Source organism: Limnohabitans sp. (assembly GCF_034680285.1).
GTDB lineage: Bacteria > Pseudomonadota > Gammaproteobacteria > Burkholderiales > Burkholderiaceae_C > Limnohabitans_A.
This window is the reverse complement of the sequence record NZ_JAXITC010000014.1, coordinates 1-25542: the sequence shown is the minus strand read 5'-3', so window position 1 is coordinate 25542 and position 25542 is coordinate 1. Positions and strand designations below refer to the sequence as shown.

Annotated in this window: 29 protein-coding genes and 2 tRNA genes; 19 read left to right on the top strand and 12 right to left on the bottom strand. The window is 57.6% G+C overall.

From position 1 onward, the window contains the following. Positions 1-13: 13 nt before the first annotated feature. From phnC to nagB, 5 genes are read left to right on the top strand one after another with little or no spacing between them, the layout of a single operon-like run. Positions 14-784 (top strand): phosphonate ABC transporter ATP-binding protein, encoded by a 771-nt coding sequence (gene phnC, locus SWE17_RS12055; RefSeq protein ID WP_322993337.1) that lies wholly within the window; start codon positions 14-16, stop codon positions 782-784. After that, positions 781-1554, top strand: a complete 774-nt coding sequence (phnE, locus tag SWE17_RS12050; RefSeq protein WP_322993336.1) for a phosphonate ABC transporter, permease protein PhnE — start codon at positions 781-783, stop codon at positions 1552-1554. Before phnC ends, phnE (SWE17_RS12050) begins: the two co-directional genes overlap by 4 nt. After that, the gene (gene phnE / locus SWE17_RS12045; protein WP_322993335.1) at positions 1551-2378 is read left to right on the top strand and encodes a phosphonate ABC transporter, permease protein PhnE; all 828 of its coding nucleotides are present in this window, start codon (positions 1551-1553) and stop codon (positions 2376-2378) included. Before phnE (SWE17_RS12050) ends, phnE (SWE17_RS12045) begins: the two co-directional genes overlap by 4 nt. Continuing rightward, entirely contained in the window at positions 2375-3088 is a 714-nt protein-coding gene (locus tag SWE17_RS12040; RefSeq protein WP_322993334.1) for an N-acetylmannosamine-6-phosphate 2-epimerase, read from the top strand. The genes phnE (SWE17_RS12045) and SWE17_RS12040 overlap by 4 nt, the downstream gene beginning before the upstream one ends. Before the next feature lie 54 nt (positions 3089-3142). Then, positions 3143-3919: a glucosamine-6-phosphate deaminase gene (nagB, locus tag SWE17_RS12035; RefSeq protein WP_322993333.1), complete on the top strand. Its 777-nt coding sequence runs from the start codon at positions 3143-3145 to the stop codon at positions 3917-3919. 36 nt (positions 3920-3955) lie between these two features. Here the strand turns inward: nagB and SWE17_RS12030 are convergent, their stop codons facing one another. From SWE17_RS12030 to urtA, 6 genes are all read right to left on the bottom strand, one after another. Further along, entirely contained in the window at positions 3956-4813 is an 858-nt protein-coding gene (locus tag SWE17_RS12030; protein WP_322993332.1) for a PIG-L family deacetylase, read from the bottom strand. 454 nt (positions 4814-5267) lie between these two features. Then, positions 5268-5972: an urea ABC transporter ATP-binding subunit UrtE gene (gene urtE / locus SWE17_RS12025; protein WP_322993331.1), complete on the bottom strand. Its 705-nt coding sequence runs from the start codon at positions 5970-5972 to the stop codon at positions 5268-5270. 2 nt (positions 5973-5974) lie between these two features. Further along, entirely contained in the window at positions 5975-6850 is an 876-nt protein-coding gene (gene urtD, locus SWE17_RS12020) for an urea ABC transporter ATP-binding protein UrtD (RefSeq protein WP_322993330.1), read from the bottom strand. After that, positions 6847-7959: an urea ABC transporter permease subunit UrtC gene (urtC, locus tag SWE17_RS12015; RefSeq protein WP_322993329.1), complete on the bottom strand. Its 1113-nt coding sequence runs from the start codon at positions 7957-7959 to the stop codon at positions 6847-6849. The genes urtD and urtC overlap by 4 nt, the downstream gene beginning before the upstream one ends. A gap of 14 nt (positions 7960-7973) precedes the next feature. After that, positions 7974-9557 (bottom strand): urea ABC transporter permease subunit UrtB, encoded by a 1584-nt coding sequence (urtB, locus tag SWE17_RS12010; protein ID WP_322993328.1) that lies wholly within the window; start codon positions 9555-9557, stop codon positions 7974-7976. A 102-nt stretch (positions 9558-9659) separates the two neighbouring features. Beyond that, a complete protein-coding gene (urtA, locus tag SWE17_RS12005; RefSeq protein WP_322993406.1) occupies positions 9660-10937 on the bottom strand; it encodes an urea ABC transporter substrate-binding protein in 1278 nt (425 codons plus the stop codon). A gap of 223 nt (positions 10938-11160) precedes the next feature. Here urtA and SWE17_RS12000 point away from each other — a divergent pair, with 223 nt between their 5' ends. The 8 genes from SWE17_RS12000 (at position 11161) to SWE17_RS11965 (ending at position 15821) form a co-directional block, all read left to right on the top strand. Then, the gene (locus SWE17_RS12000) at positions 11161-11463 is read left to right on the top strand and encodes an urease subunit gamma (protein WP_100117850.1); all 303 of its coding nucleotides are present in this window, start codon (positions 11161-11163) and stop codon (positions 11461-11463) included. Between the two features lie 18 nt (positions 11464-11481). Next, positions 11482-11652 (top strand): hypothetical protein, encoded by a 171-nt coding sequence (locus tag SWE17_RS11995; RefSeq protein ID WP_322993327.1) that lies wholly within the window; start codon positions 11482-11484, stop codon positions 11650-11652. A 7-nt stretch (positions 11653-11659) separates the two neighbouring features. Then, positions 11660-11965: an urease subunit beta gene (locus SWE17_RS11990; RefSeq protein WP_322993326.1), complete on the top strand. Its 306-nt coding sequence runs from the start codon at positions 11660-11662 to the stop codon at positions 11963-11965. Between the two features lies 1 nt (position 11966). After that, positions 11967-13685, top strand: coding sequence for an urease subunit alpha (ureC, locus tag SWE17_RS11985; RefSeq protein WP_322993325.1), 1719 nt, complete (start codon positions 11967-11969; stop codon positions 13683-13685). Continuing rightward, positions 13685-14365 carry an urease accessory protein UreE gene (gene ureE, locus SWE17_RS11980; RefSeq protein WP_322993324.1) on the top strand — a complete coding sequence of 227 codons (681 nt, stop codon included), beginning with the start codon at positions 13685-13687 and terminating at the stop codon, positions 14363-14365. The genes ureC and ureE overlap by 1 nt, the downstream gene beginning before the upstream one ends. Then, positions 14355-15044: an urease accessory protein UreF gene (locus SWE17_RS11975; RefSeq protein WP_322993323.1), complete on the top strand. Its 690-nt coding sequence runs from the start codon at positions 14355-14357 to the stop codon at positions 15042-15044. The genes ureE and SWE17_RS11975 overlap by 11 nt, the downstream gene beginning before the upstream one ends. Continuing rightward, complete coding sequence (gene ureG, locus SWE17_RS11970; RefSeq protein ID WP_322993322.1) at positions 15041-15700, top strand: urease accessory protein UreG; 660 nt, start codon at positions 15041-15043, stop codon at positions 15698-15700. Before SWE17_RS11975 ends, ureG begins: the two co-directional genes overlap by 4 nt. Before the next feature lie 33 nt (positions 15701-15733). Further along, positions 15734-15821 (top strand) — tRNA-Ser (locus SWE17_RS11965). A 54-nt stretch (positions 15822-15875) separates the two neighbouring features. Here the strand turns inward: SWE17_RS11965 and SWE17_RS11960 are convergent. Next, on the bottom strand, positions 15876-16841 hold the full coding sequence (locus tag SWE17_RS11960; RefSeq protein WP_322993321.1) for a Gfo/Idh/MocA family protein: 966 nt from the start codon (positions 16839-16841) through the stop codon (positions 15876-15878). A gap of 80 nt (positions 16842-16921) precedes the next feature. Between SWE17_RS11960 and SWE17_RS11955 the strand changes: the two genes are divergently transcribed. Both SWE17_RS11955 and SWE17_RS11950 read left to right on the top strand, forming a co-directional pair. Further along, on the top strand, positions 16922-17299 hold the full coding sequence (locus SWE17_RS11955; protein WP_322993320.1) for a hypothetical protein: 378 nt from the start codon (positions 16922-16924) through the stop codon (positions 17297-17299). Continuing rightward, the gene (locus SWE17_RS11950; protein WP_322993319.1) at positions 17296-17853 is read left to right on the top strand and encodes a hypothetical protein; all 558 of its coding nucleotides are present in this window, start codon (positions 17296-17298) and stop codon (positions 17851-17853) included. Before SWE17_RS11955 ends, SWE17_RS11950 begins: the two co-directional genes overlap by 4 nt. A 23-nt stretch (positions 17854-17876) precedes the next feature. On the opposite strand, the gene hemW is transcribed toward SWE17_RS11950, so the two are convergent. From hemW to rph, 3 genes are read right to left on the bottom strand one after another with little or no spacing between them, the layout of a single operon-like run. Next, positions 17877-19088 carry a radical SAM family heme chaperone HemW gene (gene hemW / locus SWE17_RS11945; protein WP_322993318.1) on the bottom strand — a complete coding sequence of 404 codons (1212 nt, stop codon included), beginning with the start codon at positions 19086-19088 and terminating at the stop codon, positions 17877-17879. A 7-nt stretch (positions 19089-19095) separates the two neighbouring features. After that, positions 19096-19710 (bottom strand): RdgB/HAM1 family non-canonical purine NTP pyrophosphatase, encoded by a 615-nt coding sequence (rdgB, locus tag SWE17_RS11940; RefSeq protein WP_322993317.1) that lies wholly within the window; start codon positions 19708-19710, stop codon positions 19096-19098. Between the two features lie 12 nt (positions 19711-19722). Then, positions 19723-20481 (bottom strand): ribonuclease PH, encoded by a 759-nt coding sequence (gene rph, locus SWE17_RS11935; protein WP_322993316.1) that lies wholly within the window; start codon positions 20479-20481, stop codon positions 19723-19725. 188 nt (positions 20482-20669) lie between these two features. Here rph and SWE17_RS11930 point away from each other — a divergent pair, with 188 nt between their 5' ends. The 4 genes from SWE17_RS11930 (at position 20670) to SWE17_RS11915 (ending at position 24809) form a co-directional block, all read left to right on the top strand. Beyond that, complete coding sequence (locus tag SWE17_RS11930) at positions 20670-21572, top strand: YicC/YloC family endoribonuclease (protein ID WP_322993405.1); 903 nt, start codon at positions 20670-20672, stop codon at positions 21570-21572. An 11-nt stretch (positions 21573-21583) separates the two neighbouring features. After that, positions 21584-22204, top strand: coding sequence for a guanylate kinase (gmk, locus tag SWE17_RS11925; protein ID WP_322993315.1), 621 nt, complete (start codon positions 21584-21586; stop codon positions 22202-22204). 31 nt (positions 22205-22235) lie between these two features. Beyond that, positions 22236-22436 carry a DNA-directed RNA polymerase subunit omega gene (rpoZ, locus tag SWE17_RS11920; RefSeq protein ID WP_062402588.1) on the top strand — a complete coding sequence of 67 codons (201 nt, stop codon included), beginning with the start codon at positions 22236-22238 and terminating at the stop codon, positions 22434-22436. A gap of 102 nt (positions 22437-22538) precedes the next feature. Next, on the top strand, positions 22539-24809 hold the full coding sequence (locus tag SWE17_RS11915) for a bifunctional (p)ppGpp synthetase/guanosine-3',5'-bis(diphosphate) 3'-pyrophosphohydrolase (RefSeq protein WP_322993314.1): 2271 nt from the start codon (positions 22539-22541) through the stop codon (positions 24807-24809). A 13-nt stretch (positions 24810-24822) separates the two neighbouring features. On the opposite strand, the gene greB is transcribed toward SWE17_RS11915, so the two are convergent. Then, a complete protein-coding gene (gene greB, locus SWE17_RS11910) occupies positions 24823-25377 on the bottom strand; it encodes a transcription elongation factor GreB (RefSeq protein WP_322993313.1) in 555 nt (184 codons plus the stop codon). Between the two features lie 64 nt (positions 25378-25441). Next, positions 25442-25518 (bottom strand) — tRNA-Arg (locus SWE17_RS11905). Between the last annotated feature and the right edge of the window lie 24 nt (positions 25519-25542).

Here is a 25542-nt window from a genome sequence, read left to right as displayed (position 1 = left end):
CCGTGGTTAAAACATGACCCATGCACAAGCACTTGTTATCAAGGAACTGAGCAAGGAATACGTCGCTGGCAAACCCATCCTCAAGTCCATCAACTTGACGGTTGATGGCCGTGGTATCACGGCCATCATCGGTCCATCTGGCACGGGTAAATCCACTTTGGTCAGATGCATCAACCGCTTGGTGAATCCAAGCCATGGTCAGATTCACTTTCAGGGAAAAGACCTGGCCAGTTTGACGGGTTCCGAGTTGCGCAATGCGCGTCGAAAGATCGGCATGGTGCACCAGGAATACAACTTGGTGGAGCGTCTGTCCGTGATGGAGAACGTGCTCTCAGGCCGATTGGGCTACATGCCCGCTTGGAAGGCTTGGTTGCGCAAATATTCGGCATCGGACATTCAGCACGCCTTTGAATTGCTGGAGGCTGTCGGTTTGGGCGATTTCGCCAACCGCCGGGCCGATCAGCTGTCTGGCGGTCAACGCCAACGGGTGGGTATTGCCAGAGCCTTGATGCAAGAGCCGGATTTGATTTTGGCCGACGAACCCACATCGTCACTTGATCCCAAGACCTCGGTCGAGGTGATGGAAATCATGGTGAAGTTGACCAGCGCTCGTGGCATCCCTGTGATCATCAACATCCACAACGTTGAATTGGCCAAGCGTTTTGCCAACAGGATCATTGGCATGGCTCACGGGCAAGTGGTGTTCGATGGGGTTCCAGAGGCGCTGAAAGCCCACCACTTGGCTGAAATTTATGGTGGTGAGAGTTGGATGGATGCCGAATGAGAGCAGCCTTTGTGCCCAACTGGCCCAAGCGAATCGCCTTCTTGGCGTTCGCTCTCTATGTGTTGTACGCCTTGTCCACCTTGGGCGTTACCTGGGATCGTTTTTCCCGGGGTTTGGCGCAAGGGGCGAAGTTTTTAGATCGGCTGTGGCCACCGAATTTCGCTCCCGACTTGCTCGTCTTGATGAGCGAGGGTTTGCTCGAGTCCTTGCAGATCGCTGTTCTGTCCACTTTTGTGGGCATTCTTTTGTCCATCCCCATTGGACTGATGGCCGCTCGCAATTTGGTGCCCAGTTGGCTGTCTTGGTTGGGTCGTGGTGTCATTGCCCTGGCCCGTTCGTTTCACCCGATGATCGTCGCCATTCTTTTCGTCAAAGCCGTGGGGTTTGGCGCATTGGCGGGAATCTTGGCGCTCATTGTTTCTTCGATAGGTTTCATCGCCAAGTTGTTGGCAGAGGCCATTGAAGAGATGAACATGAAACAGGTTGAGGCCGTCAGGGCCACAGGCGCTTCTTGGTTGAACGTGCTCATCGTGGGTGTTGTGCCTCAAGTGATGGCCCGTTTCGTGGGTTTCTCTGCCTACCAACTCGACTCCAATTTGCGCAACTCCACCATGGTCGGTATTGTGGGCGGCGGTGGCATTGGCGCCACCTTGTTCACGGCCTACCAACGTTTTGATTACGATTTTGTGATGACGATTTTGTTGGCCATCATCGCCATCATCATGGTGTCCGAGGTTTTCTCAGGTTGGTTGAGAAAGGTGTTTCAGTGAGCGCACCACACAATACCATTCAGCCACCCTCGGAGGGCGAACGCATTTGGCAACGTTTCACCTTGGCGCAGCGCTTGGGTCGATTCACGTTTTACTTGTTGGCGGTTGCGGCCATCGTTTGGTCGGCTCGCAAAGTGGAAATCATCCCTGAGTTCCTGTACGACGCGCACTTGCAAACTTGGGATTTGTTTCAACGCATGTGGCCCATGGACTGGGCCTACTATGCCAAAGGTGTTCATGGAGCGCTGATTGAAACCTTCCACATCGCCACCTTGGGCACATTGCTGTCGCTGATCCTGGGCTTTCCCGTGGCGCTCTTGGCAGCGAAAAACATCACGCGCTCAAAAACACTAAATTGGATCGCTCAGTTCATTTTGGTGTCTTCAAGGTCGGTGAACTCTCTGATCTGGGCCTTGCTGTTTGTGGCCATCTTTGGTCCAGGTGCGTTGGCGGGCGTCTTGGCCATTGGGTTTCGTTCCATCGGTTTTGTTGGCAAGCTGCTGGCCGAGGCTTTTGAAGAGGCTCGGCCAGGCCCGATCGAGGCTTTGGTGTCAACCGGTGCTCAACCCGCATCAATTTTGAGCAAAGGCTATTGGCCCCAAGTCGAGCCAAGTTTTTGGTCAGTGGCCTTGTTCCGCTGGGACATCAACATCCGTGAAAGCGCTGTATTGGGTCTGGTGGGGGGCGGCGGTATCGGCGTGGCCTTGGACAGTGCACTGAGCAACCTCTATTGGGACCAAGTCGGCCTGATTTTGTTTGTCATCTTCGTCGTGGTATTGCTGACCGAGGTGGTCACCTCCTTCATTCGGAGCAAGATCATTTGAGCGTCGCTCGCACTGTTGGGCCTCTGGGACGCCAGTCTGTGCTGGACGATTTATCAGGTGGTCTGGTGGTGTCCTGCCAGCCTGTGGCGGGTGGTCCCATGGATCACGACGATATCGTGCTGGCCATGGCCTTGGCCAGTCAAGCCGGAGGTGCGGTGGCTGTGCGGATTGAGGGGGCTCGACGTGTGGGGATGGTCGCGCCCAAGCTACAGATTCCAGTGATCGGCCTCGTGAAATGCGATCTCGCCAACAGCCCCGTGCGCATCACGCCCCGCTCAGCAGAGGTTGCAGCCTTGGCCGACGCCGGTGCTTGGATGATTGCCAGCGATGCCACCCATCGGCACCGACCTGAACCCATTGAATCCCTTTTGGATGCCATTCATGCCCGGGGTTGTCTGGCAATGGCGGATTGCGCCACGGTGGCAGAAGGCATGGCAGCGCATCGCATGGGTTTTGATTGCGTCGGTTCGACCTTGAGTGGTTACACAGCAGAAAACACCGTGCCCAGCTACGCAGCGCCCGACAGCGACATGGTCCGTCAACTCAGCCAACAGGGTGTTTGGGTGATCGCAGAGGGCCGCATCGCATCGGCCGAGATGGCGTCTCAAGCCTTTTCATGGGGTGCCAAAGCCGTGACCGTAGGCTCAGCCTTGACGCGCTTGGAGTCCATGGTGTCCGTTTATGTACAGGGCATGCAAACACGGCATTGAATCAATCACGGGCTTTGAATCATTCAAGACGCATGCTTATGGCAAAGAATACGCATGAAAATTCATTTATGTGATAGCCGCGAAGAGGCCACCCGATCAGCTGCAGCTTTGGTGTATCAACAAGTGGCTGCGAAGCCCTGCAGTGTGCTGGGATGGGCGACTGGCGGCACGATGGATGCTCTTTACTCGGAACTGGTGTTGCTCCAACAACAGCGTCCATTGTATTGGCGGGAATTGGTCAGCTTCAATTTGGATGAATACGTTGGGTTGTCAACGGATCACCCCAAGTCGTATCGTTTCTACATGCGACACCGGGTATTCATTCCCCTGGGCATCAACGAAGACTGTACACACCTGTTGCGCGGGGATGTATCCGATTTGGATGACGCGTGTATGGCCTATGAACGGGCCATCGCGGAGGCCGGTGGAATTGATTTTCAGTTGCTGGGTATCGGAGAAAATGGCCACATTGGTTTTAACGAACCCGGTTCGAGCATGGATTCACGGACGCGGTTCACTCGCTTGACGTTACAAACTATCGAGGCCAATCAACGCTTTTTTGCGCCTGGTGAATTTCAGCCGCACACGGCACTGACCATGGGAATCAAGACCATTCTTGAGGCCAGACAAATCGTGATGTTGGCGCTTGGCGCGAAAAAATCTGCAGCCGTTGCTGCGATGGTTGAGGGCCCCTTGAGTGAACTGTGCCCCGCGAGTGCGCTGCAAATGCACCCAGCAACGACGCTGGTTTTGGATCCCGATGCCGCGCAATCTCTGACACAGCAGAATAATCACCGCCGAGCCCATCCGATCAAGGACCTCAAGGCTTGAGGTTTTCATGGGACCTGGTCAATAGGGTGTATGTGATCAGGCAAACAACGCTGCTGCGTTTTCGGACATCGGCAACATTCTTTGGCTGTTGTGAAATTCGTCCGCCGATCCGTTGTGCCATTCGCTCAACCGATACAACGTAGCAAATTGAAAACCCAGAGTTGCTGCACCCATACCCCCCACCAACTCAGTCCCACGGCGAACGTTGTCCTGCATCCAAGCCGGCAAGAAGAGATGGTATGGATTTCGACGGACCTCGCCAGCATGAAAAGACGTTCCCGTCATCTGATCTGTGAGGATGTCTTCGCTCACCTCCACCATCAGGTTGGGGTCTGTCATGGGGTGCCAATACTCGGTCTCAATCAAGGCCGTTTTGAAGCCGGTGTCCGTTTTCATCAGCGCATCCATGACCAGAAAATGAACCCCCATGTGGGTGGCGTTCCAATCATGTTTATGTGGGAGAAAGATGGCACGGGGTTGCTCCGACAACAGAAGCCCGGCAATCAACTGAACCATGGCTGCCCAGTGCTCGGGGTCTTCTCGTCGGCAGCTCAAGTTCACCCGTTCAAGTCCGTTCGGTGCCGTTTGAATTAGGCCAAAACCCATGTAACCGCAAGCCCCTTTCAATTCGGTCAAACGTTCACTTTGGCGAGCCTTGGCAGAGCCAAGCGTCACGGCAACATTCATCACGTTCCAGCCCGATTGGCGTCTCAAGCGCAAAGGTAAGGCGCCGATGATGCACTCGTCATCAGGGTGTGGAGAAAAGATCAATGCCTTGGGAGCCCCTTCAGCCAAGGGCGGATGGGAAGCCGGCGCAACCCCACCCAAAGGATAGGCTTGACCTTCTTCGAAAGAACGGGCGTAGGCAGCCGCGAGCGAGGCGTAGGGGTTCATAGTTCGACCAGTCTAACCAATTCACACGTTGGACTGCATTGAACTTTCTGGTTCTGGCTGATAGTTTCCTTCGTTTTAGTCAAGCCAGCGGGAGGCTAAAACTCGCACCCACGCGGTGGCCTTCAACGTCTTCGTGGCCATATGCACCAGCTTTTGTCGGTATTGGCCACCGTCTCCGCTTGAGACGCCTGATCTTTCTGAGAACCTTCCAACTTAACTGCAAAGTCTGTTTCCGCGTTCCGCGATGTGTAATCTGTTGCTTGCCGACTTACTTGACGTACAAGCTGAGTCTGCAAGTGAAACTGGTAGCGGCTTGTCCATACCGAATTTGTAATGTCTTTTAATGGCAGACGGCTTCACGACAGTAGATATGACCCGATGACCGCCATCGCTGCATACCGGCCCTCCGCCAGACCGCTCCCCTTTATTGCAGCAAGAGTGCTTCAGCAACACCTCAAATCGCCACCAACTGTTGAATGTTCTTTTCCTTCATCTCACTGCCTGGCCCACGGGCAATCACCTCGCCGCGCTCCATCACCAAATACTGGTCGGCCAGTTCTTCGGCAAAGTCGTAGTACTGCTCACACAGCAGCACCGCCATGCGCTGGCCCTGCAGACCCACGTCGGCCAATTGACGGATCACCCGGCCGATGTCCTTGATGATGCTGGGCTGAATGCCTTCAGTCGGCTCGTCCAGGATGAGTAAACGCGGCTTGGCTGCCAGTGCACGGGCAATGGCCAGCTGTTGTTGCTGGCCACCTGAAAGGTCACCGCCCCGGCGGTGCAGCATTTGTCTCAGAACAGGGAACAACTCAAACAACTCCGGCGGAATCGGTGAGCCGCCCGGCTGTGTGGCCAAACCCATCAGCAAGTTGTCTTCCACCGTCAAGCGGGCAAAGATTTCCCGGCCTTGAGGGACATAACCGATGCCGGCTGCGGCGCGTTCATAGGGTTTCGCATTCGTCAGGTCTTGGTTGCTGAGGGTGACGCTGCCGCTTTTGATGGGTACCAAGCCCATGAGCGATTTGAGCAAGGTGGTTTTGCCCACGCCGTTGCGGCCCAGCAATACGGTGACTTGCCCTTGCACGGCGCTCAGGCTCACATCGCGCAGGATGTGCGAGCCGCCGTAATACTGATGGATGTTCTTGACTTCAAGCATGGTCAGCGCCCTAAATAAACTTCGATCACACGCTCGTCGGCTTGCACCTGATCTAGCGTGCCCTGGGCCAGAACTGAACCGTCGCACAACACCGTGACGATGTCCGAGATGGTGCGGATAAAGCTCATGTCGTGCTCCACCACCATCAGCGAATGCTTGCCCTTAAGGGTGAGGAACAACTCGGCCGTGCGCTCGGTTTCATGGTCGGTCATGCCGGCCACGGGTTCATCGAGCAAGAGCAGCTTGGGATCTTGCATGAGCAACATGCCGATCTCCAGCCACTGCTTTTGCCCGTGGCTGAGCAAGCCAGCGGGTTTGCTGACGCTGTCCGCAAGGTGGATGGTGTGCAGGACTTCGGCCAAGCGGTCATTTTGGCGTGAATCGAGCTTGAAGAACATCGAAGCTTTCACGCCTTTGGGTGTCTTCAAAGCGAGTTCGAGGTTTTCAAACACGGTGAGGTGCTCGAACACCGTGGGCTTTTGGAACTTGCGGCCGATGCCCAGCTGTGCGATTTCGGGTTCGTTGTGGCGCAGCAAATCAATCGTGCTGCCGAAGAACACGGTGCCTTCATCAGGCCTTGTCTTACCGGTGATGATGTCCATCATGGTGGTCTTGCCCGCACCGTTGGGGCCGATGATGCAACGCAGCTCACCCGGCGCGATGTCGAGTGACAGCTTGTTGATGGCCTTGAAGCCGTCAAAGCTCACGCTCACGTCTTCCAGATACAAGATGCGACCGTGGGTCACATCAACCTCATTCGCGTCTTGCAGCACGCGACCATAGCCGGCACTGCGGCCACCGGATTCGGTGGACTCTAAGCGCAGCTGGGCGGAATTTGCCACACGCTCAGCGCCTTGTTTGAGCAGGTCAGGCGTCATGCCGCACCGCCTTTCTTGCTTTTGAATTGGGTCACCAAACCCACAACCCCTTTCGGCAAGTACAAAGTCACCGCAATGAACAGTGCTCCCAAAAAGTACAACCAAAATTCAGGCGCAGTCACCGTGAGCCAGCTCTTGGCACCGTTGACCAAAAACGCACCAGCAATCGGACCGATCAAGGTGCCACGGCCACCCACCGCGGCCCATACCGCCATCTCGATCGAATTGGCGGCGCTCATTTCACCGGGGTTGATGATGCCGACCTGAGGCACATACAAAGCCCCTGCAATGCCGCACATCACGGCTGAGATCACCCAGATGCTGAGCTTGTAAGGCAGTGGCGAATAGCCTGAGAACATGACCCGCGTTTCGGCATCGCGAATCGCCATCAGCACCCGCCCATACTTGCTGCCCACCAGCCAACGTGCAAACAAAAAGAAGCCCAAGAGGGTCAATCCGGTCAACACAAACAGTGTCATGCGCATGTTGGGGGTGGCAATCGGCAGGTCCAATATGCGTTTGAAATCGGTGAAACCGTTGTTGCCGCCAAAACCGGTTTCATTGCGGAAGAACAAGAGCATGGCCGCATAGGTCATGGCCTGGGTGATGATGGAGAAGTACACCCCCTTGATGCGTGAACGAAAGGCAAAGTAGCCGAACACAAAGGCGATCAATCCGGGCACCAACACCACCAGAAAAAGTGTGGCGATGAAACTGTCTGACAGGGTCCAGTGCCAAGGCAACTCTTTCCAGTCGAGGAAAACCATAAAGTCTGGCAACTCGCTTTTGTAGTTACCATCTTGCCCGATCTGGCGCATGAGGTACATGCCCATGACATAGCCGCCCAGAGCGAAGAACAGGCCATGGCCCAACGACAGGATGCCCGTGTAGCCCCAAATCAGGTCCATGGCCAGCGCACAAATGGCGTAACACATGATCTTGCCAATCAGGGACACGGCAAAGTCACTCAAGTGCAAGGGGCTGCCTGCAGGTACCCACAAGTTGAGCACCGGGGCCAGCACGCCCACCATGATGAGCGCCAACAGAAAAGCGGCCCAAGCTTTGCGGCCCAGCAAAGGCGCGTGTGTAGGAAGTTCAAAATTTTTCATATTCTTGTCCCTGTTCACGCTTCAGCGCTGCGACCCTTCATCGCGAAGATACCTTGAGGGCGCTTCTGGATGAAGACGATGATGAACACCAACACCGCAATTTTGGCCAGCACCGCACCGGTCCAACCTTCGAGCAGCTTGTTGGCGAGGCCCAGCCCCAAAGCGGCATACACCGTGCCCGCCAGCTGGCCCACCCCGCCCAGCACCACCACCATGAACGAGTCCACTATGTAGCTTTGCCCCAAATCAGGGCCGACGTTGCCCACCTGGCTCAGGGCGCAACCAGCCAAGCCGGCAATGCCCGAACCCAAAGCGAATGCGTAGGTGTCGATGCGGGCCGTGTTCACACCCATGCACGAAGCCATGGGGCGGTTTTGCGTGACGCCGCGCACAAACAAACCCAGGCGCGTTTTGCCAATCAAGAGCGCCATGCCGATCAGCACCGCAGCGGCAAACACGATGATGAGCACGCGGTTCCAGGGCAGTTGCAAATTGGGCAGCAACTGCAGCGATCCGCTCATCCACGAGGGGTTTTCAACCCCCACGTTTTGCGCCCCAAACAAGCTGCGCACGCCTTGCATGAGCACCAAGCTGATGCCCCAGGTGGCCAGCAACGTTTCAAGCGGGCGGCCATACAAATGTTTGAGCACCGTGCGCTCCATGACGGCGCCCACCAAAGCGGCCATGAGAAACGACACGGGAATCGCTACAAGCAAGTACGCATCGAAAGCGCCCGGCAGGTATTGACGGAACAGGGCCTGCACCACATAAGTGGCATAAGCGCCGATCATCATCAGCTCGCCGTGTGCCATGTTGATCACACCCATCAAGCCGTAGGTGATGGCGAGCCCCAAAGCCACCAACAGCAAAATGGAGCCCAGGCTGGCCCCAGTGAACAAGGTGCCCAGGCGTTCGCCCCAGCGCAGGCTCTCCTGCACGGTGGTCAAAGCTGTTTGAATTTGCTTTTTCACCGAAAGGTCTTGCTCTTGGGCCAGTTGCTGGTTCAGCAAAAGCAAGGTTTCTGGCTGTTGGCTGTCGGCCAGTTCGCGGGCAGCCAGCAATCGGTCATTGGGCACCTCGCTGACCAGCATGGCGGCTGCACGCGCTTGGCGCACCAGGCTTTGGACGGTGGCATCTTTTTCGGTGGCCAGCGCTTTGTCGAGCAAAGGTCTGCGGCTGGCATCGGGTTCTTTGAGCAAAGACAAGGCGGCCAGTCGGCGCACCTTCACCTCTGCACTGAACAATTTCAAGGCCGCTAGGGCCGTGTCCAGTTCACCGCGCAGGCGGTTGTTCAGCATCACATCTTCGGCCTCTTGCGGCACGGACACCGCTTGTCCGGTCACCGGGTTCAGGCCTTGGCCATCGCGCACCACCAGCACCTGGTCCTTGGCCACTTTGACCACATCGTCGGCCAACGCTTGCAAAAATGCAGCGGTCTTCTCATCGCCTTGGGCCACCGCTTGCGCCAAAGCCTGCACACGCGCATCGCTTTCGCCCACAGAAATCGCCAGGGCTTCGTCCATGGTCAAGGCGTGCGCTGCCGACAGACCCCACACAGCACTGGCGATCCACGCGGCTTTCAAAATCCATCGTTTCATCTTGAACATCTCTTGGTCGGGCGCAAATGGGCCTCTTCGGTCAACTTTCAGAAAAAGGGGAGGGACTGTGCCCTCCCCTTTTTTCAGAACGCGTTCAAACGATCACTTCTTGGCAGGTTCGTCAGGCTTGACGTCGTTACCGGGGATGAAGGGGCTCCATGGCTTGGCCTTCACGGGGCCAGGTGTCTTCCAGACCACGTTGAACTGGCCGTCAGCCTTGATCTCGCCGATGAAAACCGACTTGTGCAGGTGGTGGTTTTTCTCGTCCATCTTGCTGGTGATGCCGCTTGGCGCCTTGAAGGTCTGACCCGCCATGGCCGCGATCACTTTGTCGGTGTCAGTGGACTTGGCTTTTTCAACCGCTTGCTTCCACATGTTGATGCCGATGTAAGTGGCTTCCATCGGGTCGTTGGTGAGAGGCTTGTCTTTGTGACCGGCGATGTTTTTGGCCTTGGCATACGCTGCCCACTTCTTGGTGAACTCGTCGTTGGCGGGGTTCTTGATGCTCATGAAGTAGTTCCATGCGGCCAAGTGACCCACCAAAGGCTTGGTGTCCACGCCGCGCAGTTCTTCCTCACCCACCGAGAAGGCCACGACGGGCACGTCTTTCGCTTTCAGACCCGCGTTGCCCAGTTCTTTGTAGAAAGGTACGTTGGAGTCACCGTTGATGGTGGAGACCACAGCGGTCTTGCCACCTGCAGAGAATTTCTTCACATCGGCCACGATGGTTTGGTAATCGCTGTGGCCAAACGGGGTGTATTTTTCGTCGATGTCTTTGTCAGCCACGCCTTTGCTTTTCAGGTAGGCACGCAAGATTTTGTTGGTGGTACGGGGGTACACATAGTCGGTGCCCAGCAAGACCCAACGCTTGGCCGCGCCGCCTTCTTTGCTCATCAGGTAATCCACTGCAGGGATGGCTTGTTGGTTGGGTGCAGCGCCTGTGTAGAACACGTTTTTGCTGAGTTCTTCACCTTCGTATTGCACGGGGTAGAACAGCAAGCCGTTCATTTCCTCCACCACGGGCAAGACCGATTTGCGCGACACGGATGTCCAGCAACCGAAGATAACCGAGACTTTGTCTTGGCCGAGCAGCTGTTTGGTTTTTTCAGCGAACAGGGGCCAGTTGGAGGCGGGGTCCACGATCACGGGCTCGAGCTTCTTGCCGAGCACACCACCCTTGGCGTTGATCTCGTCGATGGCCATGAGCACGGTGTCTTTGAGCACGGTCTCGGAAATGGCCATGGTGCCGGACAAGCTGTGCAGCACGCCCACCTTGATGGTGTTGCCCGCTTGCGCTTGGGCTTGGGTTGCAAACGTCAAGCTGCCAGCCACAATGGCGGCGGCGGTTGCGAGGGCTTTGAGATTGCCACGACGATTCATCATGAGATCACTCCAATCTGGAAAGTAGGTTGTTGAAACAAACACGCGGAGACTTGCAACGCTGAATCACTCTTTGCAAACGCCGTGCCAACTTCAGGGAGAACCCTGATTCACCCCAATGGACACGCTGTTTCCCTAGGAAAAAAATCACCGCTCTATAAGGGGCACAGTCTTTGCTACATTGAGGGGATCGAATGCACCAACTCTTTCAGAACGCACCAAAATGGAACTCACTCCTCGTGAAAAAGACAAGCTGCTCATCTTCACAGCGGCACTTTTGGCCGAACGCCGCAAGGCGCGTGGCCTGAAACTGAACTACCCCGAAGCCATTGCCTTGATTTGCGCAGCTGTCATGGAAGGCGCACGGGATGGGAAGACCGTGGCGCAACTGATGAGCGAAGGGCGCACCGTCTTGACGCGTGCCGACGTGATGGATGGCATCGCCGAAATGATCCCCGACATCCAAGTCGAAGCCACTTTCCCAGACGGCACCAAATTGGTGACCGTGCACCAACCCATCGTTTGAGAACAAGCAGGAGCTGAAATGAAAAAAATTGCCTTCACACTTTCTTTGGCCCTCTCGCAACTGGCCAGCAACGCTTTCGCTCACGACGGGCACGGCCTAGGTGGCCACCACTGGCATGCCACCGATGTGCTGGGGTTTGTGGTTGCAGCTGCCTTGGTGGCCGTGGCCGTCTATTTCGGTAAAAAGTGAGCACCGCATGATTCCCGGCGAACTCTTGATCGATTCCGGCCAACACGCCCTCAATGTTGGCCGTCGCACTTGCACCCTGGTGGTGCAAAACGCCAGTGACCGCCCCATCCAGGTAGGTTCGCACTACCACTTTGCCGAAACCAACGCAGGTCTGAGCTTTGACCGCGCTGCTGCACGTGGCATGCGCTTGAACATTGCATCGGGTACGGCAGTTCGATTTGAGCCCGGCCAGCAACGCACCGTGGAGCTGGTGGATTACTCGGGTGACCGGGTGGTGTTTGGCTTTCGCGGCTTAACGCAAGGGAAACTCTGACATGGCCCACATCGACAAACGTGCATACGCCGAAATGTTTGGCCCCACCGTGGGCGACCGCGTTCGCCTGGCCGACACCAGCTTGGTGATCGAAGTGGAAAAGGACTTGACGCTGCATGCCGGAGGCTACGGCGAAGAGGTCAAGTTCGGCGGCGGTAAAACCATCCGTGACGGCATGTCGCAATCGCAAAGAACGAACACCGAAGGTGCGATGGACTGCGTGCTCACCAACGCGCTCATCATCGACCACTGGGGCATCGTCAAAGCCGACATCGGCTTGCGCGGCAACCGCATCGCCGCCATTGGCAAAGCGGGCAACCCCGACACACAGCCGGGCGTGGACATCGTCATCGGCCCCGGCACCGAGATCATCAGCTGCGAAGGTCTGATCGTCACCGCAGGTGGCATCGACTCACACATCCATTTCATCGCACCCCAACAGATTGACGAAGCACTGGCCAGCGGCGTGACCACCATGCTGGGTGGGGGCACAGGCCCGGCCACCGGCACTTTTGCCACCACCTGCACACCGGGACCCTTCAACATTGAGCGCATGATGCAGGCGGCCGACGCCTTTCCGATGAACCTGGGGTTTTTAGGCAAGGGCAATGCCAGCTTGCCTGCTGCGCTGCACGAGCAAATCAGTGCAGGCGCGATTGGTCTGAAGCTCCACGAAGACTGGGGCACAACGCCCGCAGCGATTGACAACTGCTTGACGGTGGCCGAAGAAACCGACACGCAAGTGGCGATCCACACCGACACGCTCAATGAGTCGGGCTTTGTGGAAGACACGGTGGCCGCCTTCAAAGGCCGCACCATCCACACCTTCCACACCGAAGGCGCGGGTGGCGGGCACGCCCCGGACATTTTGAAAGTGGTGGGCGAGGCCAATGTGCTGCCCTCTTCCACCAACCCCACAAGGCCTTACACCATCAACACACTCGACGAGCATGTGGACATGTTGATGGTCTGCCACCACCTGGACCCAGCGATTGCCGAAGACCTGGCCTTTGCCGAGAGCCGTATCCGCAAAGAAACCATTGCGGCCGAAGACATCCTGCACGACCTGGGTGCCATCAGCATGATGAGCAGCGACAGTCAGGCCATGGGCCGGGTGGGCGAGGTCATCATCCGCACTTGGCAAACCGCCCACAAAATGAAGCAGCAGCGCGGCAGCCTGCCCGGCGACACCGATCGCCACGACAATGCCCGCGTCAAACGCTACATCGCCAAGTACACGATCAACCCGGCCATTGCCCACGGCATGAGCCACGAAGTGGGCAGCATCGAAGTGGGCAAATGGGCTGACTTGGTGATCTGGAAGCCCGCCTTCTTTGGCGTCAAACCTGCACTGATCATGAAAGGTGGCTTCATCGCGCTGGCCGCCATGGGTGACCCGAACGCCTCCATCCCCACACCACAACCGGTGCACTACCGCCCCATGTTTGGCAGCTATGGCGGGGCACTGTCTCGCGGCTCATTGACCTTTGTGTCGCAAGCGGGTTTGCAAGCGGGCTTGGGTGCGCGTTATGGCTTGGCCAAAACACTGAGTGCTGTGAAAAACATCCGCCAAGTGGGCAAGAAGGACATGATTCACAATGACTACGCACCTCGTATGGAAGTCGATGCACAGACCTACGCGGTGCGCGCCGACGGCCAGCTGCTGGTCTGTGAACCCGCGACCAGCCTGCCCATGACGCAACGCTACTTTCTGTTCTGATGATCCTCTGCTCCAAACTCATGCCCCAAGGCCGTGGCCTGGCCCGTGTGCTGGTCCAACGCGCCAGCACCATCACGCTCGACTGGGACACCCGACAAAAAAGCCGCTTTGATGCAACAGACAGCGCAGGGCGCGCCCTTGGCGTATTTTTAGCTCGGGGCACTGTGGTGCGCGGTGGCGATGTGCTGGTGGCCGAAGACGGCTCGCTGGTGCGGGTGGTGGCCGCGCCCCAAGACGTACTGCACATCACCGCTTGCACAGAACACGGCTCACCGTTTGACCTGACCCGCGCCGCCTACCACTTGGGCAACCGCCATGTGCCGATTGAGCTGCAGCCCGACCACCTCAAGATCGAACCCGACCATGTGCTGGCCGACATGCTGCGGGCCATGTACATGACGGTCGTGGCGGTGTCAGCGCCCTTCGAGCCTGAGAGTGGCGCTTATGGCGACCACGGTGGGCATTCCCATGGCGGACATTCCCATGGTGGGCATGGGCATGACCACGACCGCGCGCATTCACACGACCACAAAGCCGCTGTCGCCGAACCGCATGTGCATGGACCCGACTGCACACACGATCACGCTGCACCGCCCGTCGCCAAGCGCATCGCTATCCCCATCCGCTCTGCCCCTGCCGCGCCCCATGTGCACGGCCCCAACTGCAACCATGACCACTGAGTCCGCGCCTTCGGGCCTGCTGCAACTGATCTGGCTCGCCTCGCCTGCTTTGCCCATCGGTGGGTTTTCATACTCTGAAGGCCTGGAATCAGCCATTGAGCAAGGCTTGGTGCATGACGAACACAGTTCGACCGATTGGGTGGTGGACCAGTTGCACCTGACCCAGTCGCGCGGCGACATGTCGGTGCTGGCGCAAGCCATCCCAGCCTGGCAATACGGCGACACTGCGCGGCTGCAAGCCCTGAACAATTGGGTCATGACCACCCGCGAAACCGCTGAAATGCGCCTGCAAACCGAACAAATGGGTCGCTCTTTGCTCGACTGGCTGCGAAACCTCCAGCAGGCCAGCGGCGATCAATTGCGGCTGTGTGCCAGCCTGCCTGTGACCTACCCACTGGCCATGGCGCTGGCATTGTCTTTGGCATACACGCCGCTGGACCAAGCCCTACAGGCTTACGCTTTTGGCTGGTCTGAAAACATGACCCAAGCTGCGCTGAAGTCAGTGCCTTTGGGCCAAAGTGCGGGCCAACGCATGCTGGCTCGGCTGGCCCGTGAAATCCCTTTGGCGGTAAAAACCGCCATGCAAATCAGCGACAACGACCGCCAAGCCTTCAGCCCCATGCTGGCCATCTTGTCCTCACGCCACGAAACCCAATATTCCAGAATTTTCAGATCATGAGCTCTGCACTGCACCACATCCCGAAACGCACCCAAAAACTGCCGCCCCTGCGTGTGGGCATTGGCGGGCCGGTCGGCTCCGGCAAAACCACGCTGCTCGAGATGCTGTGCAAAAACATGCGCGAGCGCTGGGACCTGATCGCCATCACCAACGACATCTACACCAAGGAAGACCAGCGATTGCTCACGGTGAGTGGTGCCCTGCCAGCCGAACGCATCATGGGTGTAGAAACAGGCGGCTGCCCGCACACGGCCATCCGCGAAGACGCGTCCATCAACCTCGAAGCGATTGACCGCATGTTGGAGAAGTTTCCGAACGCCGACGTGGTCTTCATCGAAAGCGGCGGCGACAACCTGGCCGCCACCTTCAGCCCCGAACTGTCTGACCTGACGATCTATGTGATTGACGTGGCCGCAGGAGAAAAAATTCCCCGCAAGGGCGGCCCTGGCATCACCAAGAGTGACCTGTTCGTCATCAACAAGACCGACTTGGCGCCACATGTAGGGGCCGACTTGCAAGTGATGCGCGACGACACCAACCGCATGCGCCCCAACCCAGAGACCCGCCCCTGGGTGATGACCAACCTCAAAACGCTGGACGGCCTGGCCGAGGTGGTCGCCTTCATTGAAAAGCGCGGGATGCTCGGCCAGGGTTGACCGACTGTTTTAGTCGTTACAATTCACCCCCAAGGAAGCGTGGCAGAGTGGTCGATTGCACCGGTCTTGAAAACCGGCGACTCGAAAGGGTCCGTGAGTTCGAATCTCACCGCTTCCGCCAGTGACGCATAAAAAACGCCCCTCGCAAGGGGCGTTTTGCATGGCGCAGCGAATTTCAGCTCTTGCCCACCAGCATCGCCTCCACCAACTCCTGCACAGCCAATGCCTCTTCGGCAGTGGCCAATTTGTGCGGCTTGCCTTGCAACCACAAGTCCACTTCGCTCAACTGTCGATGTAAGGCACTGGTGCGGGGGTCTTCGGTGGTCCAGTCCAAGGCTTCTTGCCATGGGCCGCCGTCAGAGCGCCACAGTTGGTAGAACTCGCGGAACTGATGGTTCATGCGACTGCCGCGCACGGTGACTTCTTGGCGGTCGGGCTGCTGCCCTCCGGTGGTGGCCATCACCGTCACGGGTTTGCCGTCGGCCGTGGTCAATCGGGCCAGCATGTCCAGCTCGCACAGCGAGGCATCGTCGGGGTAACGTGGCAAGGCCTGCTGCAAAGTCAATGGACCCAAAAACCGACCGGCGAGAAACAGGAAGTGCGAAATCACCTCTCGGGTGTAACCACCTTCGTGACGCAGGCGCAGCCAATCGGCGTCTTTTTGCCAAGCACGGGGCCAAGCGGGGTAATTCACCACGATGTCGATGCCCAACAGCTCGCCCGTTTCACCCGCCTGAATGGCGCGACGCAACTCGTCAAAACCACGAGAAGCGGCTTGTGTGAAGTTGACCACGCCAGGCAAACGGGCCCGGGCCAGCTGATTCACCAGATCACGGCTTTGCGCATTGTCGGTGCCCAGGGGTTTTTCCATGAACACACCTTGCCCGGCCGCTGCGGCCTGCAAGGCATAGGTTTTGCGCGGTCCCGGCGGGCACGCTAAATAAACCACATCGGCGCCCGCCATGGCGGCTTCGGGACTGGCGGCAACCGGAACATCCGGTATGAGTTCGCGCGTTTTAGTGACGGAATCGACCGATGGATCCCAAACACCGCAAACATCAAAAGCGGTGTGTCGCCATGCGTTTTCCAGCATGCGTCGGCCCATGATGCCAAGCCCAATGATGGCCAATCGATGTGTCATGTATTTCTCCTGAAGCCATGAGCTTAACCCCAGAAAAATTTGGGCGATGATGATTCCAGAAATTCGATAAAATCGTATATATGGAAAAAACCAACAGTACCAACAGCCCATTTGCAACCGCTTACCTGCGGTTTTTGCAGTTGGCCAAAGTCATTCAAGCCCTGCCCGATGGCATGGAAATGGATGCCAACGAGAAGGCTTTGCTCCAAGCCGTGGTTCTTCGCTGGTACGAAAATCAGCCCATGACCGTGCGCGAAGCCATTGCACTCGCTGATCTGGGCTCCCCCGCCACGTTGCACAAGCGGATCACACGGCTGCGCGAAAAGGAAATGCTCAGCACGTTGAATTTGGAAGGTGATCGCCGCGCCAAATTTTTGATCCCGACCCAACGCACCTTGGATTACTTCAGCCACCTGGGGCAATCCATGCAAGCAGCGCACCAACAAACACCCGCATGAGTTCCTTCATCGGCTCCTCCCTTCAAAAAACAGCACTGGCTTTGCTCAGTGCTGTTTTGTTTGTGGGATTCTTCGAGCTCAACGACTGGATGTTTCACGACTTTGAACACAAGCATGGCATCAACTGGTTGTTCTTGCCCGCTGGCTTCAGAGTCATCTTGGTTTTGGTGCTGGGCCTGCCCGGTGCAATGGGTTTGATGCTGGGCAGCTGGTACATCGATGCAGGTCTGATCTATGGTCCCAACCCGTTGCTAGCCTTTTTGAATGGGGTCGCAGGCGGTTTAACCCCTTGGTTGGTGATGAAATACCTGCAAAAACAACGGTGGTTGAGCGATCAACTTCAAACGCTCAACCCCTTGCAGCTGCTGAACTTGACGCTGGCCACCTCAGCAAGCAGCGCTGCGGCACACCAAATCGTCTGGCATTGGTTGGAACGTCCCCTGACCGATGTTTGGGTGGATGTGTGGCCCATGTTCATTGGCAATGTGACTGGGGCTTTGGTCATGCTCTATGGTTTCAAGTTCATCTTGGACAGGATGCGCGTCAGAAACTGAAACCGCTGAAATGGCATAAGACCTCAGTCACCCTCGGCCAAAAACAGCGCTTGCAGGTCACTCAAAAAGTCAAAGCCTTTTTCTGTGGGCCAAACCCGGTGCAGGTCACGGCCAATCAAGCCCAGTTTTTCAGCCTCTTGCAGGCCTTTTTGGATGCTGGTCATGGCCAGGCCCGTGCGGTCCACGTAGTCGGCCAAATCAAAACCACCCCGCAAACGCAGCGCATTGAGCATGAACTCAAACGGCAAGTCTTGACGCGAGACCTCGGTACTTTGTGTGACGGGCTCGCCCTTCATGGCCTGCTGCATGTACAGCGCAGGCTCGCGGTAACGCACTTGCCGCAGCACACGGTGCGCAAAACTGAGCTTGCTGTGCGCCCCGGCGCCAATGCCCAAATAGTCGCCAAACTGCCAGTAGTTCAGGTTGTGGGCGCATTGGTGGCCCGGCTTGGCATAGGCTGAGACCTCGTAGCGGTTGAGCCCCGCCAAGCCGGTCAGCTCGGTGATGCGGTCCATCATCTCGTAAGCCAAATCGTCTTCAGGCAAGGCGGGTGGGAACTTGGCGAACACCGTGTTCGGCTCGATCGTGAGGTGGTAGATCGAGATGTGCGGTGGCGCAAAGGCCAGCGCAGTCTGGATGTCTTGTGTCAAGCCTTCCAGCGTTTGGCCGGGCAAGGCGTACATCAGGTCAAGGTTGAAGGTGTCAAACACCTGCGCCGCTTCGGTCACGGCGGCCAAGGCCTGGTCACGGTCGTGCACACGGCCCAAGGCCTTCAAGTGCGCATTGTCAAAACTCTGCACGCCAATCGACAAACGGGTGATGCCTGCTTGCCTGAAAGCCTTGAAGCGGTCTTTCTCAAAGGTGCCGGGGTTGGCTTCCATGGTGATTTCGGCATCTGGCGCCAATCGCACACGGGCGCGGATGCCGCCCACCAAACGGTCAATGGCTTCGGGCGAAAACAAGCTGGGTGTGCCGCCACCCAAAAACACGGTCTGGATGCTGCGACCCCAGATCAAAGGCAAGCTCGCTTCGAGGTCGGCAAACAGCGCGTTGATGTAGGCGACTTGTGTCGACACCGGGTCAGCGCCTTCTCGGAATTCATGCGAGTTGAAATCACAATACGGGCACTTCTTGATGCACCAAGGCAGGTGCACATAGAGCGACAAAGGCGGCAAGGCGTTCAGTTGAAGCACGCCAGGGCGCATGGCGTGCACCGGGTCCATGTTGTCGCTCATGTCTGGCTCACGCGGCAGCGCCATCCAGCCAGCGTTCACGCATCAATGCCAACATGGCTTGTGCGGCGCGGCCCCGGTGGCTGTTGGCGTTTTTCACTTCAGGCGGCAGCTCGGCAAAGGTCTTGCCAAACTCGGGCAAAAACATGACCGGATCAAAACCAAAGCCATTGCTACCCCGGCGCTCGGGCGTGATCTGCACCACCACGCGGCCCACAGCAACCAGGGGTTCCGGGTCGTCGGCGCTGCGTAAGGCCACCAAGGTGCTGACCATGGCGGCACGGCGATTCGTGATGCCTTGCATTTGTTCCAGCAAAGCGCTCACATTGGTGTCGTCACCCTTGGGGTAACCAAATCGTGTGGCGTAGAACGCCGTGTCCACACCCGGCTGACCGCCAAAAGCATCGACACACAAACCCGCATCGTCGGCCAGGGCAGGCAAGCCGCTCAGCTGCGCCGCATGGCGCGCTTTGGCCAGGGCGTTTTCCACAAAGGTCTTGAAGGGCTCTGCCGCCTCGGGGATGTTCAGCTCGGACTGGCGCACCAGCGTCATGCCCAGCGGCGCAAACAAGGTTTGCAACTCGGCCAATTTGCCCGCGTTGTTGGAAGCCAGAACGATTTTCATGAGTGGGCGGTATCAGGCGCTGAAAGTTAGGGTTTGGGGCGCGTCGTGCGCTTGCTTTTGCAGCTGCACCAGCTGGGCAATGCCTTTTTCGGCCAAGGCCAGCATGCGGTCCATCTCGACACGGGTGAAGGCCACGCCTTCTGCCGTGCCCTGCACTTCCACAAAGTTGCCAGCGCCGGTCATCACCACATTCATGTCGGTGTCGCAGGCCGAGTCTTCGGGGTAATCCAAGTCCAGCAAGGCGGTGCCGTTTTTCAGGCCAACCGAGATGGCGGCCACGCGGTCAAGGATGGGCGACTCGCTCAGTTTGCCAGTGGTCATGAGCCAGTTGACGGCGTCTTGCGCCGCCACAAAAGCACCAGTGATGCTGGCGGTGCGGGTACCACCATCGGCTTGCAGCACGTCGCAATCGAGGTGAATGGTGCGTTCGCCCAGTTTTTTCAGGTCAAACACGGCACGCAAGGACCGGCCAATCAGGCGCTGAATCTCTTGAGTGCGGCCGCTTTGTTTGCCCCGGGCAGCTTCACGGTCGCCCCGGGTGTGGGTGGCGCGGGGCAGCATGCCGTATTCGGCCGTGACCCAGCCTTCGCCGCTGCCTTTTTTGTGACCCGGCACCTTTTCTTCGACCGAAGCGGTGCACAGTACGCGGGTCTGGCCAAATTCGATCAGCACCGAGCCTTCGGCATGCACGGTGTAACCGCGGGTGATGCGCACCGGGCGCAGGGCGTCGGCAGGGCGACCGGTTCGAACGTAAGAGCTGGTGGTGTTCATGATGGCGCAGAGATAAAGTGAATGCTTGGCCCTGACAATGCGCCCGGCAATTCGCAGGCGGGTCAGACCCAAGAGTTTGAGATAATGCCTCGTTTAATGCTCAGCTGTTAGGCTCAGCATTTGCAGTGCACAAAGGCCAGTTTGGCCATGCGCTGCCACAAGGAACTTGACTCATGCCAGTTTACAGTATGACCGGATACGCCAGCGTGCAGCACAGCCCGCTGGCTTTAGACGGTGAAACCCCTGCCAGCGCGGCCCCAACAGCCCGGCTGGGGTTCGAAATCCGCTCGGTCAACAGCCGTTTTCTGGACCTGAGTTTCCGCCTGCCTGAAGATCTGCGCCAGCTCGAACCTGGACTGCGCGAACTGATCACCCGCCAGATCAAACGCGGCAAAGTCGAAGTGCGTGCCAGCCAGGACGCGGGCGATGGCGCCACCCTGCAAGCCCCCAACCACCAAGCCCTGCAAAAAATCGCGGCCTTGCAAGACAAAATTCAGGATTGGCTGCCCGATGCACGGCCGCTGAGCGTGGCCGACGTGTTACGCATGACTGCAGGCAGCTCAGGCCAAGCAGCGCCCGACGAAGCCACCTGGATGCAACTGGCCAACCAAGCCGTGGATGCCCTGCGCGAGGCCCGCGCCCGTGAAGGCGCCCGCCTGACCGAGATGCTGCAGAGCCACATTGATCAGCTGCGCGGCCTGGCCGAGCAGGCCGTGCCCTTGGTGCCGCAACTGGTCGAGCAGCAGCGCCAGCGCTTTTTGGAGCGCTGGAAAGACGCCATGGCGCTCGCCGACGGGAGCCACTTGCCCGAAGCCGCACAAGACCGGGCGCTGACCGAAGCCACCGCTTTTGCGATCCGCATCGATGTGGCCGAAGAACTCACACGCCTGCGCTCACACCTGGACGAACTCTCCCGCCTGCTGACCAAAGGCGGCGACATCGGCAAACGCCTGGACTTCTTGATCCAGGAACTGCACCGCGAAGCGAACACATTGGGATCGAAATCGGCCGTGCTCGAGATGACGCGCATCTCGGTGGACATGAAGGTGCTGATTGAGCAAATGCGCGAACAAGTCCAGAACATCGAATAAAGAGCCCCAGCATGGATTACCCAGGAAACCTGTTTGTCGTGGCTGCCCCCAGCGGGGCCGGCAAGTCCAGCTTGGTCAAAGCCTTGATGGAGTTGGATTCTCGCGTGCAGCCAACTGTCTCGCACACCACCCGTGCGCCCAGGGGCCAAGAAAAGCATGGCCGGGAATACTTTTTCACCTCGGCGCAAGAGTTTGATGCCATGGTGCTGGGCGACGCCTTCGTCGAGTGGGCCCATGTTCATGGCCAGCGCTACGGCACATCCAAGAGGATGATTGAAGACCGCATGGCTCAGGGTGCAGACGTGATCCTGGAAATTGACTACCAAGGCGCTTTGCAAATCAAGAAGATGTACGCCAATGCGGTGCTCATTTTCATCCTGCCCCCCAGCTGGGAAGAATTGCGGTCTCGATTGGAGCGTCGCGGCGAAGATGCGCCAGACATCATCGCGTTGCGCCTGCAAAATGCGGCCATCGAAATCGCCCAGGCCCCTGAATTCGACTTCGTTATAATCAACGAAGTATTTGATCGTGCCTTGTTTGACCTCAAAGCGGTTGTTCACGCCCAGCGTCTCAAGTACCACGTTCAGCGCCGTGCCCGGCCTGACACCTTCCAAGCGCTCAAAATGGCTTGAACCCAGCACCAAAATTTTCAAGGAAAACATCATGGCCCGCATCACTGTTGAAGATTGCCTGGAACAAATCCCGAACCGCTTTCAGCTGGTTTTGGCCGCGACTTACCGCGCCCGCATGCTGAGCCAAGGTCACACCCCCCGCATCGAAAGCAAAAACAAGCCTGGCGTGACTGCTCTGCGCGAAATCGCCGCAGGCAAGGTTGGCATCGAGATGCTCAAGCGCGTGTCCTGATCAACCCCTGTCCGGCTATTGCCGGATCTGCAAAAGCCCCAGCCATGGGGCTTTTTTTCGTCTGAAGTACAAGCCCCCAACGGCTTGCGTTACATTGATGTCATGAGCACTGTCACGCCACCGTCATCCAAAACTGGTCACAGCCGCCCCAAGGCCATTGCCCCAGCAGCGGCCAACGCGGCGGCGGCCAGTTTTGCGGTGTTGGAAGCCCAAATTGGCTACTTGAGTGAAGCCGACATCGAGGTGGTACGCAAAGCCTACAAATTTGCCGACGAAGCCCACTTGGGCCAAATGCGCAAAAGTGGCGAGCCTTACATCACCCACCCGATCGCAGTGGCGGGTTTGTGCACCGAATGGAAGCTCGATGCACAGGCCTTGGCAGCCGCCCTGTTGCACGACGCCATGGAAGACTGTGGCATCACCAAGATAGAGTTGATTGAGCGATTTGGCTCCCCAGTTGCCGAACTGGTGGATGGCCTGACCAAGCTGGACAAATTGGAGTTCAACACCCGAGAAGAAAACCAAGCCGAGTCGTTTCGCAAAATGCTCTTGGCCATGGCCCGTGATGTGCGTGTGATCTTGATCAAACTGGCCGATCGCACCCACAACATGCGCACCATGTCAGACATGCCGCGCAGCAAATGGGGCCGCATCGCGTCTGAAACGCTGGAGATTTACGCCCCCATTGCCCACCGCTTGGGTCTGAACCAGATTTACCGCGAGCTGCAAGACCTGGCCTTCAAGCACCTGTTGCCTTGGCGCTATGCGGTCTTGACCAAAGCCGTCTCCCGCGCTCGCAACCGCCGACGGGACCTGATCCAGAAAGTCAAAGCGGACGTTGAAGCCGTTTTTGCGCAAGCCAAAATGGGCGTGCGCATCAGTGGGCGCGAAAAAACGCTCTACTCCATCTACAAAAAGATGGACGACAAGCACCTGAGTTTTGCGCAAGTCACCGATATTTATGGTTTTCGGGTCATCGTGCCCTCGGTTGTCGACTGCTACACCGCCTTGGGCTGGTTGCACCAGATTTACAAACCCGTGCCGGGCAAGTTCAAGGACCACATCGCGATTGCCAAAGTCAACGGTTACCAATCGCTGCACACCACGCTCGTGGGTCCATCGGGTGTGAACGTGGAGTTCCAAATGCGCACCGAGGCCATGCACCTGGTGGCCGAGTCGGGCGTAGCGGCGCACTGGCTGTACAAAGAACACGAAGCGGCCAGCGCCCAATCGGCACGCTTGGGCACACAGTGGTTGCAGTCCTTGCTCGACATCCAGACCGAAACGCGTGATGCGGCCGAATTTTGGGACCACGTCAAAGTCGATTTGTTCCCCGACGCGGTCTATGTCTTCACACCCAAAAGCCAGATCATGGCCTTGCCACGGGGTGCCACGGTGGTGGACTTCGCCTACGCCATCCACAGCCGCGTGGGCGACCACGCCATGGCTGCACGCATCAATGGAGAGCAGGTCCCGCTCAAGACAGAATTGAAGAATGGCGATGTGATCGAGGTGATCACTGCGCCTGTGTCTGCCCCCAACCCCGCTTGGCTCGGGTTTGTTCGTACTGGGCGGGCCCGCTCCAAAATTCGCCACCATCTCAAAACCATGGCCCAAACCGAATCGGTGGAATTGGGCGAAAAACTCCTGAGCCAATCCTTGCGGGCTGAGGGCATTGAGAAATTGCCAGAGGACAACGAGGCCAACCAGGCCTTGTGGGAAAAGTTGTTCCGTTTTACCGGCAACCGCAACTTGGCCGACTTGCTCATGGACATTGGTCTGGGCAAACGCATCGCCACCATCGTGGCGAAACGCTTAGCAGCTTTGTTGTCTGAAAACGGGCAAAAGCCCGACGCGCTGCTGATGACACGCGAGCGCTTTACCGCGCACGAATCCATTTCTCAAGGCGCAATCACCTTGGATGGCAGCGAAAACGCATCGGTGGTCTATTCCCGTTGTTGCCGCCCCCTGCCAGGCGATGACATCGTGGGCTATTTAGGCCGTGGCGAAGGTCTGGCGGTTCACACCCGGGACTGCGCTACAGCACGGAAGTTAGAGCACAAGGACAGTGAGCGCTTCATCGGTGTGGAGTGGTCAGACGAGATGACGCGTAGTTTTGAAACCGGCATCAACGTCACCGTGATCAATGGCCAAGGCGTTTTGGCCAGGGTGGCAGGCGCATTGGCCAGCGCGGAGACCGACATCGTTCATGTGGACATGGGCCATGAAACGCCACAAGACACCGCAGAGCTGAAGTTTGTGGTGGCGGTCCGGGACACGACCCACCTGGAGCAAGTCATGCGCCACCTCAAGCGCACGCCTTCGGTGATCAAGGCCGACCGTCAAACCAATAAAGGCATCACCAGCACTTGATGGGGTCTGGCACTCAAGCCGGGGCGGGGTAGCTGACGTTCAAAACCTCGATCAGCATCACACCCGCCGGGGTGACCAGTTTGAGTTCATCACCTTCGCGTGACTTGAGCAAGGTGCGGGCAATGGGCGATACCCAAGTGACCTGCCCTTGCAAGCTGTCAGCCTCGTCAATGCCCAAGATCGTGACCGTGCGTTCTGATCCAGAAGCCTCGACATACGTGACCGAAGCGCCAAAATAAACTTGGTCACTGCCATGGTGAATCGTGGGGTCTACCACCTCTGCCAACTCTAGCCGCTTGGTCAAAAACCGGATCCGCCGATCGATTTCGCGCAATCTTTTTTTGCCGTAGAGGTAATCCCCGTTTTCAGATCGATCACCGTTGCTGGCCGCCCAGTGCACAATTTCGACCACTTTGGGCCGCTCATCATCCATCAAGGTAAACAGCTCAGCTCTGAGGCGTGCGTAGCCCTCGGGCGTTATGTAGTTGCGCGCACCCGATGGCAAGGCTGGCAAACCCAGTTCTTCGTCATCGTCACCGTCCGTCTCTTTGGTGAATGCTTTGCTCATGCGTGCGTTTGACTGCTAGAAAAAAGAAAAAGCCCACAACTTTCGTTGTGGGCTTTCTAATTTTTGGTGCGGCTGGCAGGAATCGAACCCACGACCCCTTGGTTCGTAGCCAAGTACTCTATCCAGCTGAGCTACAGCCGCATCATGCATCGAATTATAGCAAGC

What these genes read in the sequence shown, in the direction of transcription:
- SWE17_RS11930 (WP_322993405.1), top strand. Translation starts at nt 20,670, where the DNA reads ATGACCGGATACGCCAGCGTGCAGCACAGCCCGCTGGCTTTAGACGGT.
- ureE (WP_322993324.1), top strand. Translation starts at nt 13,685, where the DNA reads ATGATCCTCTGCTCCAAACTCATGCCCCAAGGCCGTGGCCTGGCCCGT.
- SWE17_RS11955 (WP_322993320.1), top strand. Translation starts at nt 16,922, where the DNA reads ATGGAAAAAACCAACAGTACCAACAGCCCATTTGCAACCGCTTACCTG.
- urtE (WP_322993331.1), bottom strand. Translation starts at nt 5,972, where the DNA reads ATGCTTGAAGTCAAGAACATCCATCAGTATTACGGCGGCTCGCACATC.
- urtA (WP_322993406.1), bottom strand. Translation starts at nt 10,937, where the DNA reads ATGAATCGTCGTGGCAATCTCAAAGCCCTCGCAACCGCCGCCGCCATT.
- phnE (WP_322993336.1), top strand. Translation starts at nt 781, where the DNA reads ATGAGAGCAGCCTTTGTGCCCAACTGGCCCAAGCGAATCGCCTTCTTG.
- gmk (WP_322993315.1), top strand. Translation starts at nt 21,584, where the DNA reads ATGGATTACCCAGGAAACCTGTTTGTCGTGGCTGCCCCCAGCGGGGCC.
- urtB (WP_322993328.1), bottom strand. Translation starts at nt 9,557, where the DNA reads ATGAAACGATGGATTTTGAAAGCCGCGTGGATCGCCAGTGCTGTGTGG.
- nagB (WP_322993333.1), top strand. Translation starts at nt 3,143, where the DNA reads ATGAAAATTCATTTATGTGATAGCCGCGAAGAGGCCACCCGATCAGCT.
- phnC (WP_322993337.1), top strand. Translation starts at nt 14, where the DNA reads ATGACCCATGCACAAGCACTTGTTATCAAGGAACTGAGCAAGGAATAC.
- rpoZ (WP_062402588.1), top strand. Translation starts at nt 22,236, where the DNA reads ATGGCCCGCATCACTGTTGAAGATTGCCTGGAACAAATCCCGAACCGC.
- SWE17_RS11960 (WP_322993321.1), bottom strand. Translation starts at nt 16,841, where the DNA reads ATGACACATCGATTGGCCATCATTGGGCTTGGCATCATGGGCCGACGC.
- SWE17_RS11975 (WP_322993323.1), top strand. Translation starts at nt 14,355, where the DNA reads ATGACCACTGAGTCCGCGCCTTCGGGCCTGCTGCAACTGATCTGGCTC.
- SWE17_RS11915 (WP_322993314.1), top strand. Translation starts at nt 22,539, where the DNA reads ATGAGCACTGTCACGCCACCGTCATCCAAAACTGGTCACAGCCGCCCC.
- ureC (WP_322993325.1), top strand. Translation starts at nt 11,967, where the DNA reads ATGGCCCACATCGACAAACGTGCATACGCCGAAATGTTTGGCCCCACC.
- greB (WP_322993313.1), bottom strand. Translation starts at nt 25,377, where the DNA reads ATGAGCAAAGCATTCACCAAAGAGACGGACGGTGACGATGACGAAGAA.
- hemW (WP_322993318.1), bottom strand. Translation starts at nt 19,088, where the DNA reads ATGAGCGACAACATGGACCCGGTGCACGCCATGCGCCCTGGCGTGCTT.
- SWE17_RS12000 (WP_100117850.1), top strand. Translation starts at nt 11,161, where the DNA reads ATGGAACTCACTCCTCGTGAAAAAGACAAGCTGCTCATCTTCACAGCG.
- urtD (WP_322993330.1), bottom strand. Translation starts at nt 6,850, where the DNA reads ATGACGCCTGACCTGCTCAAACAAGGCGCTGAGCGTGTGGCAAATTCC.
- SWE17_RS11990 (WP_322993326.1), top strand. Translation starts at nt 11,660, where the DNA reads ATGATTCCCGGCGAACTCTTGATCGATTCCGGCCAACACGCCCTCAAT.
- rdgB (WP_322993317.1), bottom strand. Translation starts at nt 19,710, where the DNA reads ATGAAAATCGTTCTGGCTTCCAACAACGCGGGCAAATTGGCCGAGTTG.
- urtC (WP_322993329.1), bottom strand. Translation starts at nt 7,959, where the DNA reads ATGAAAAATTTTGAACTTCCTACACACGCGCCTTTGCTGGGCCGCAAA.
- SWE17_RS11995 (WP_322993327.1), top strand. Translation starts at nt 11,482, where the DNA reads ATGAAAAAAATTGCCTTCACACTTTCTTTGGCCCTCTCGCAACTGGCC.
- rph (WP_322993316.1), bottom strand. Translation starts at nt 20,481, where the DNA reads ATGAACACCACCAGCTCTTACGTTCGAACCGGTCGCCCTGCCGACGCC.
- SWE17_RS12030 (WP_322993332.1), bottom strand. Translation starts at nt 4,813, where the DNA reads ATGAACCCCTACGCCTCGCTCGCGGCTGCCTACGCCCGTTCTTTCGAA.
- ureG (WP_322993322.1), top strand. Translation starts at nt 15,041, where the DNA reads ATGAGCTCTGCACTGCACCACATCCCGAAACGCACCCAAAAACTGCCG.
- SWE17_RS11950 (WP_322993319.1), top strand. Translation starts at nt 17,296, where the DNA reads ATGAGTTCCTTCATCGGCTCCTCCCTTCAAAAAACAGCACTGGCTTTG.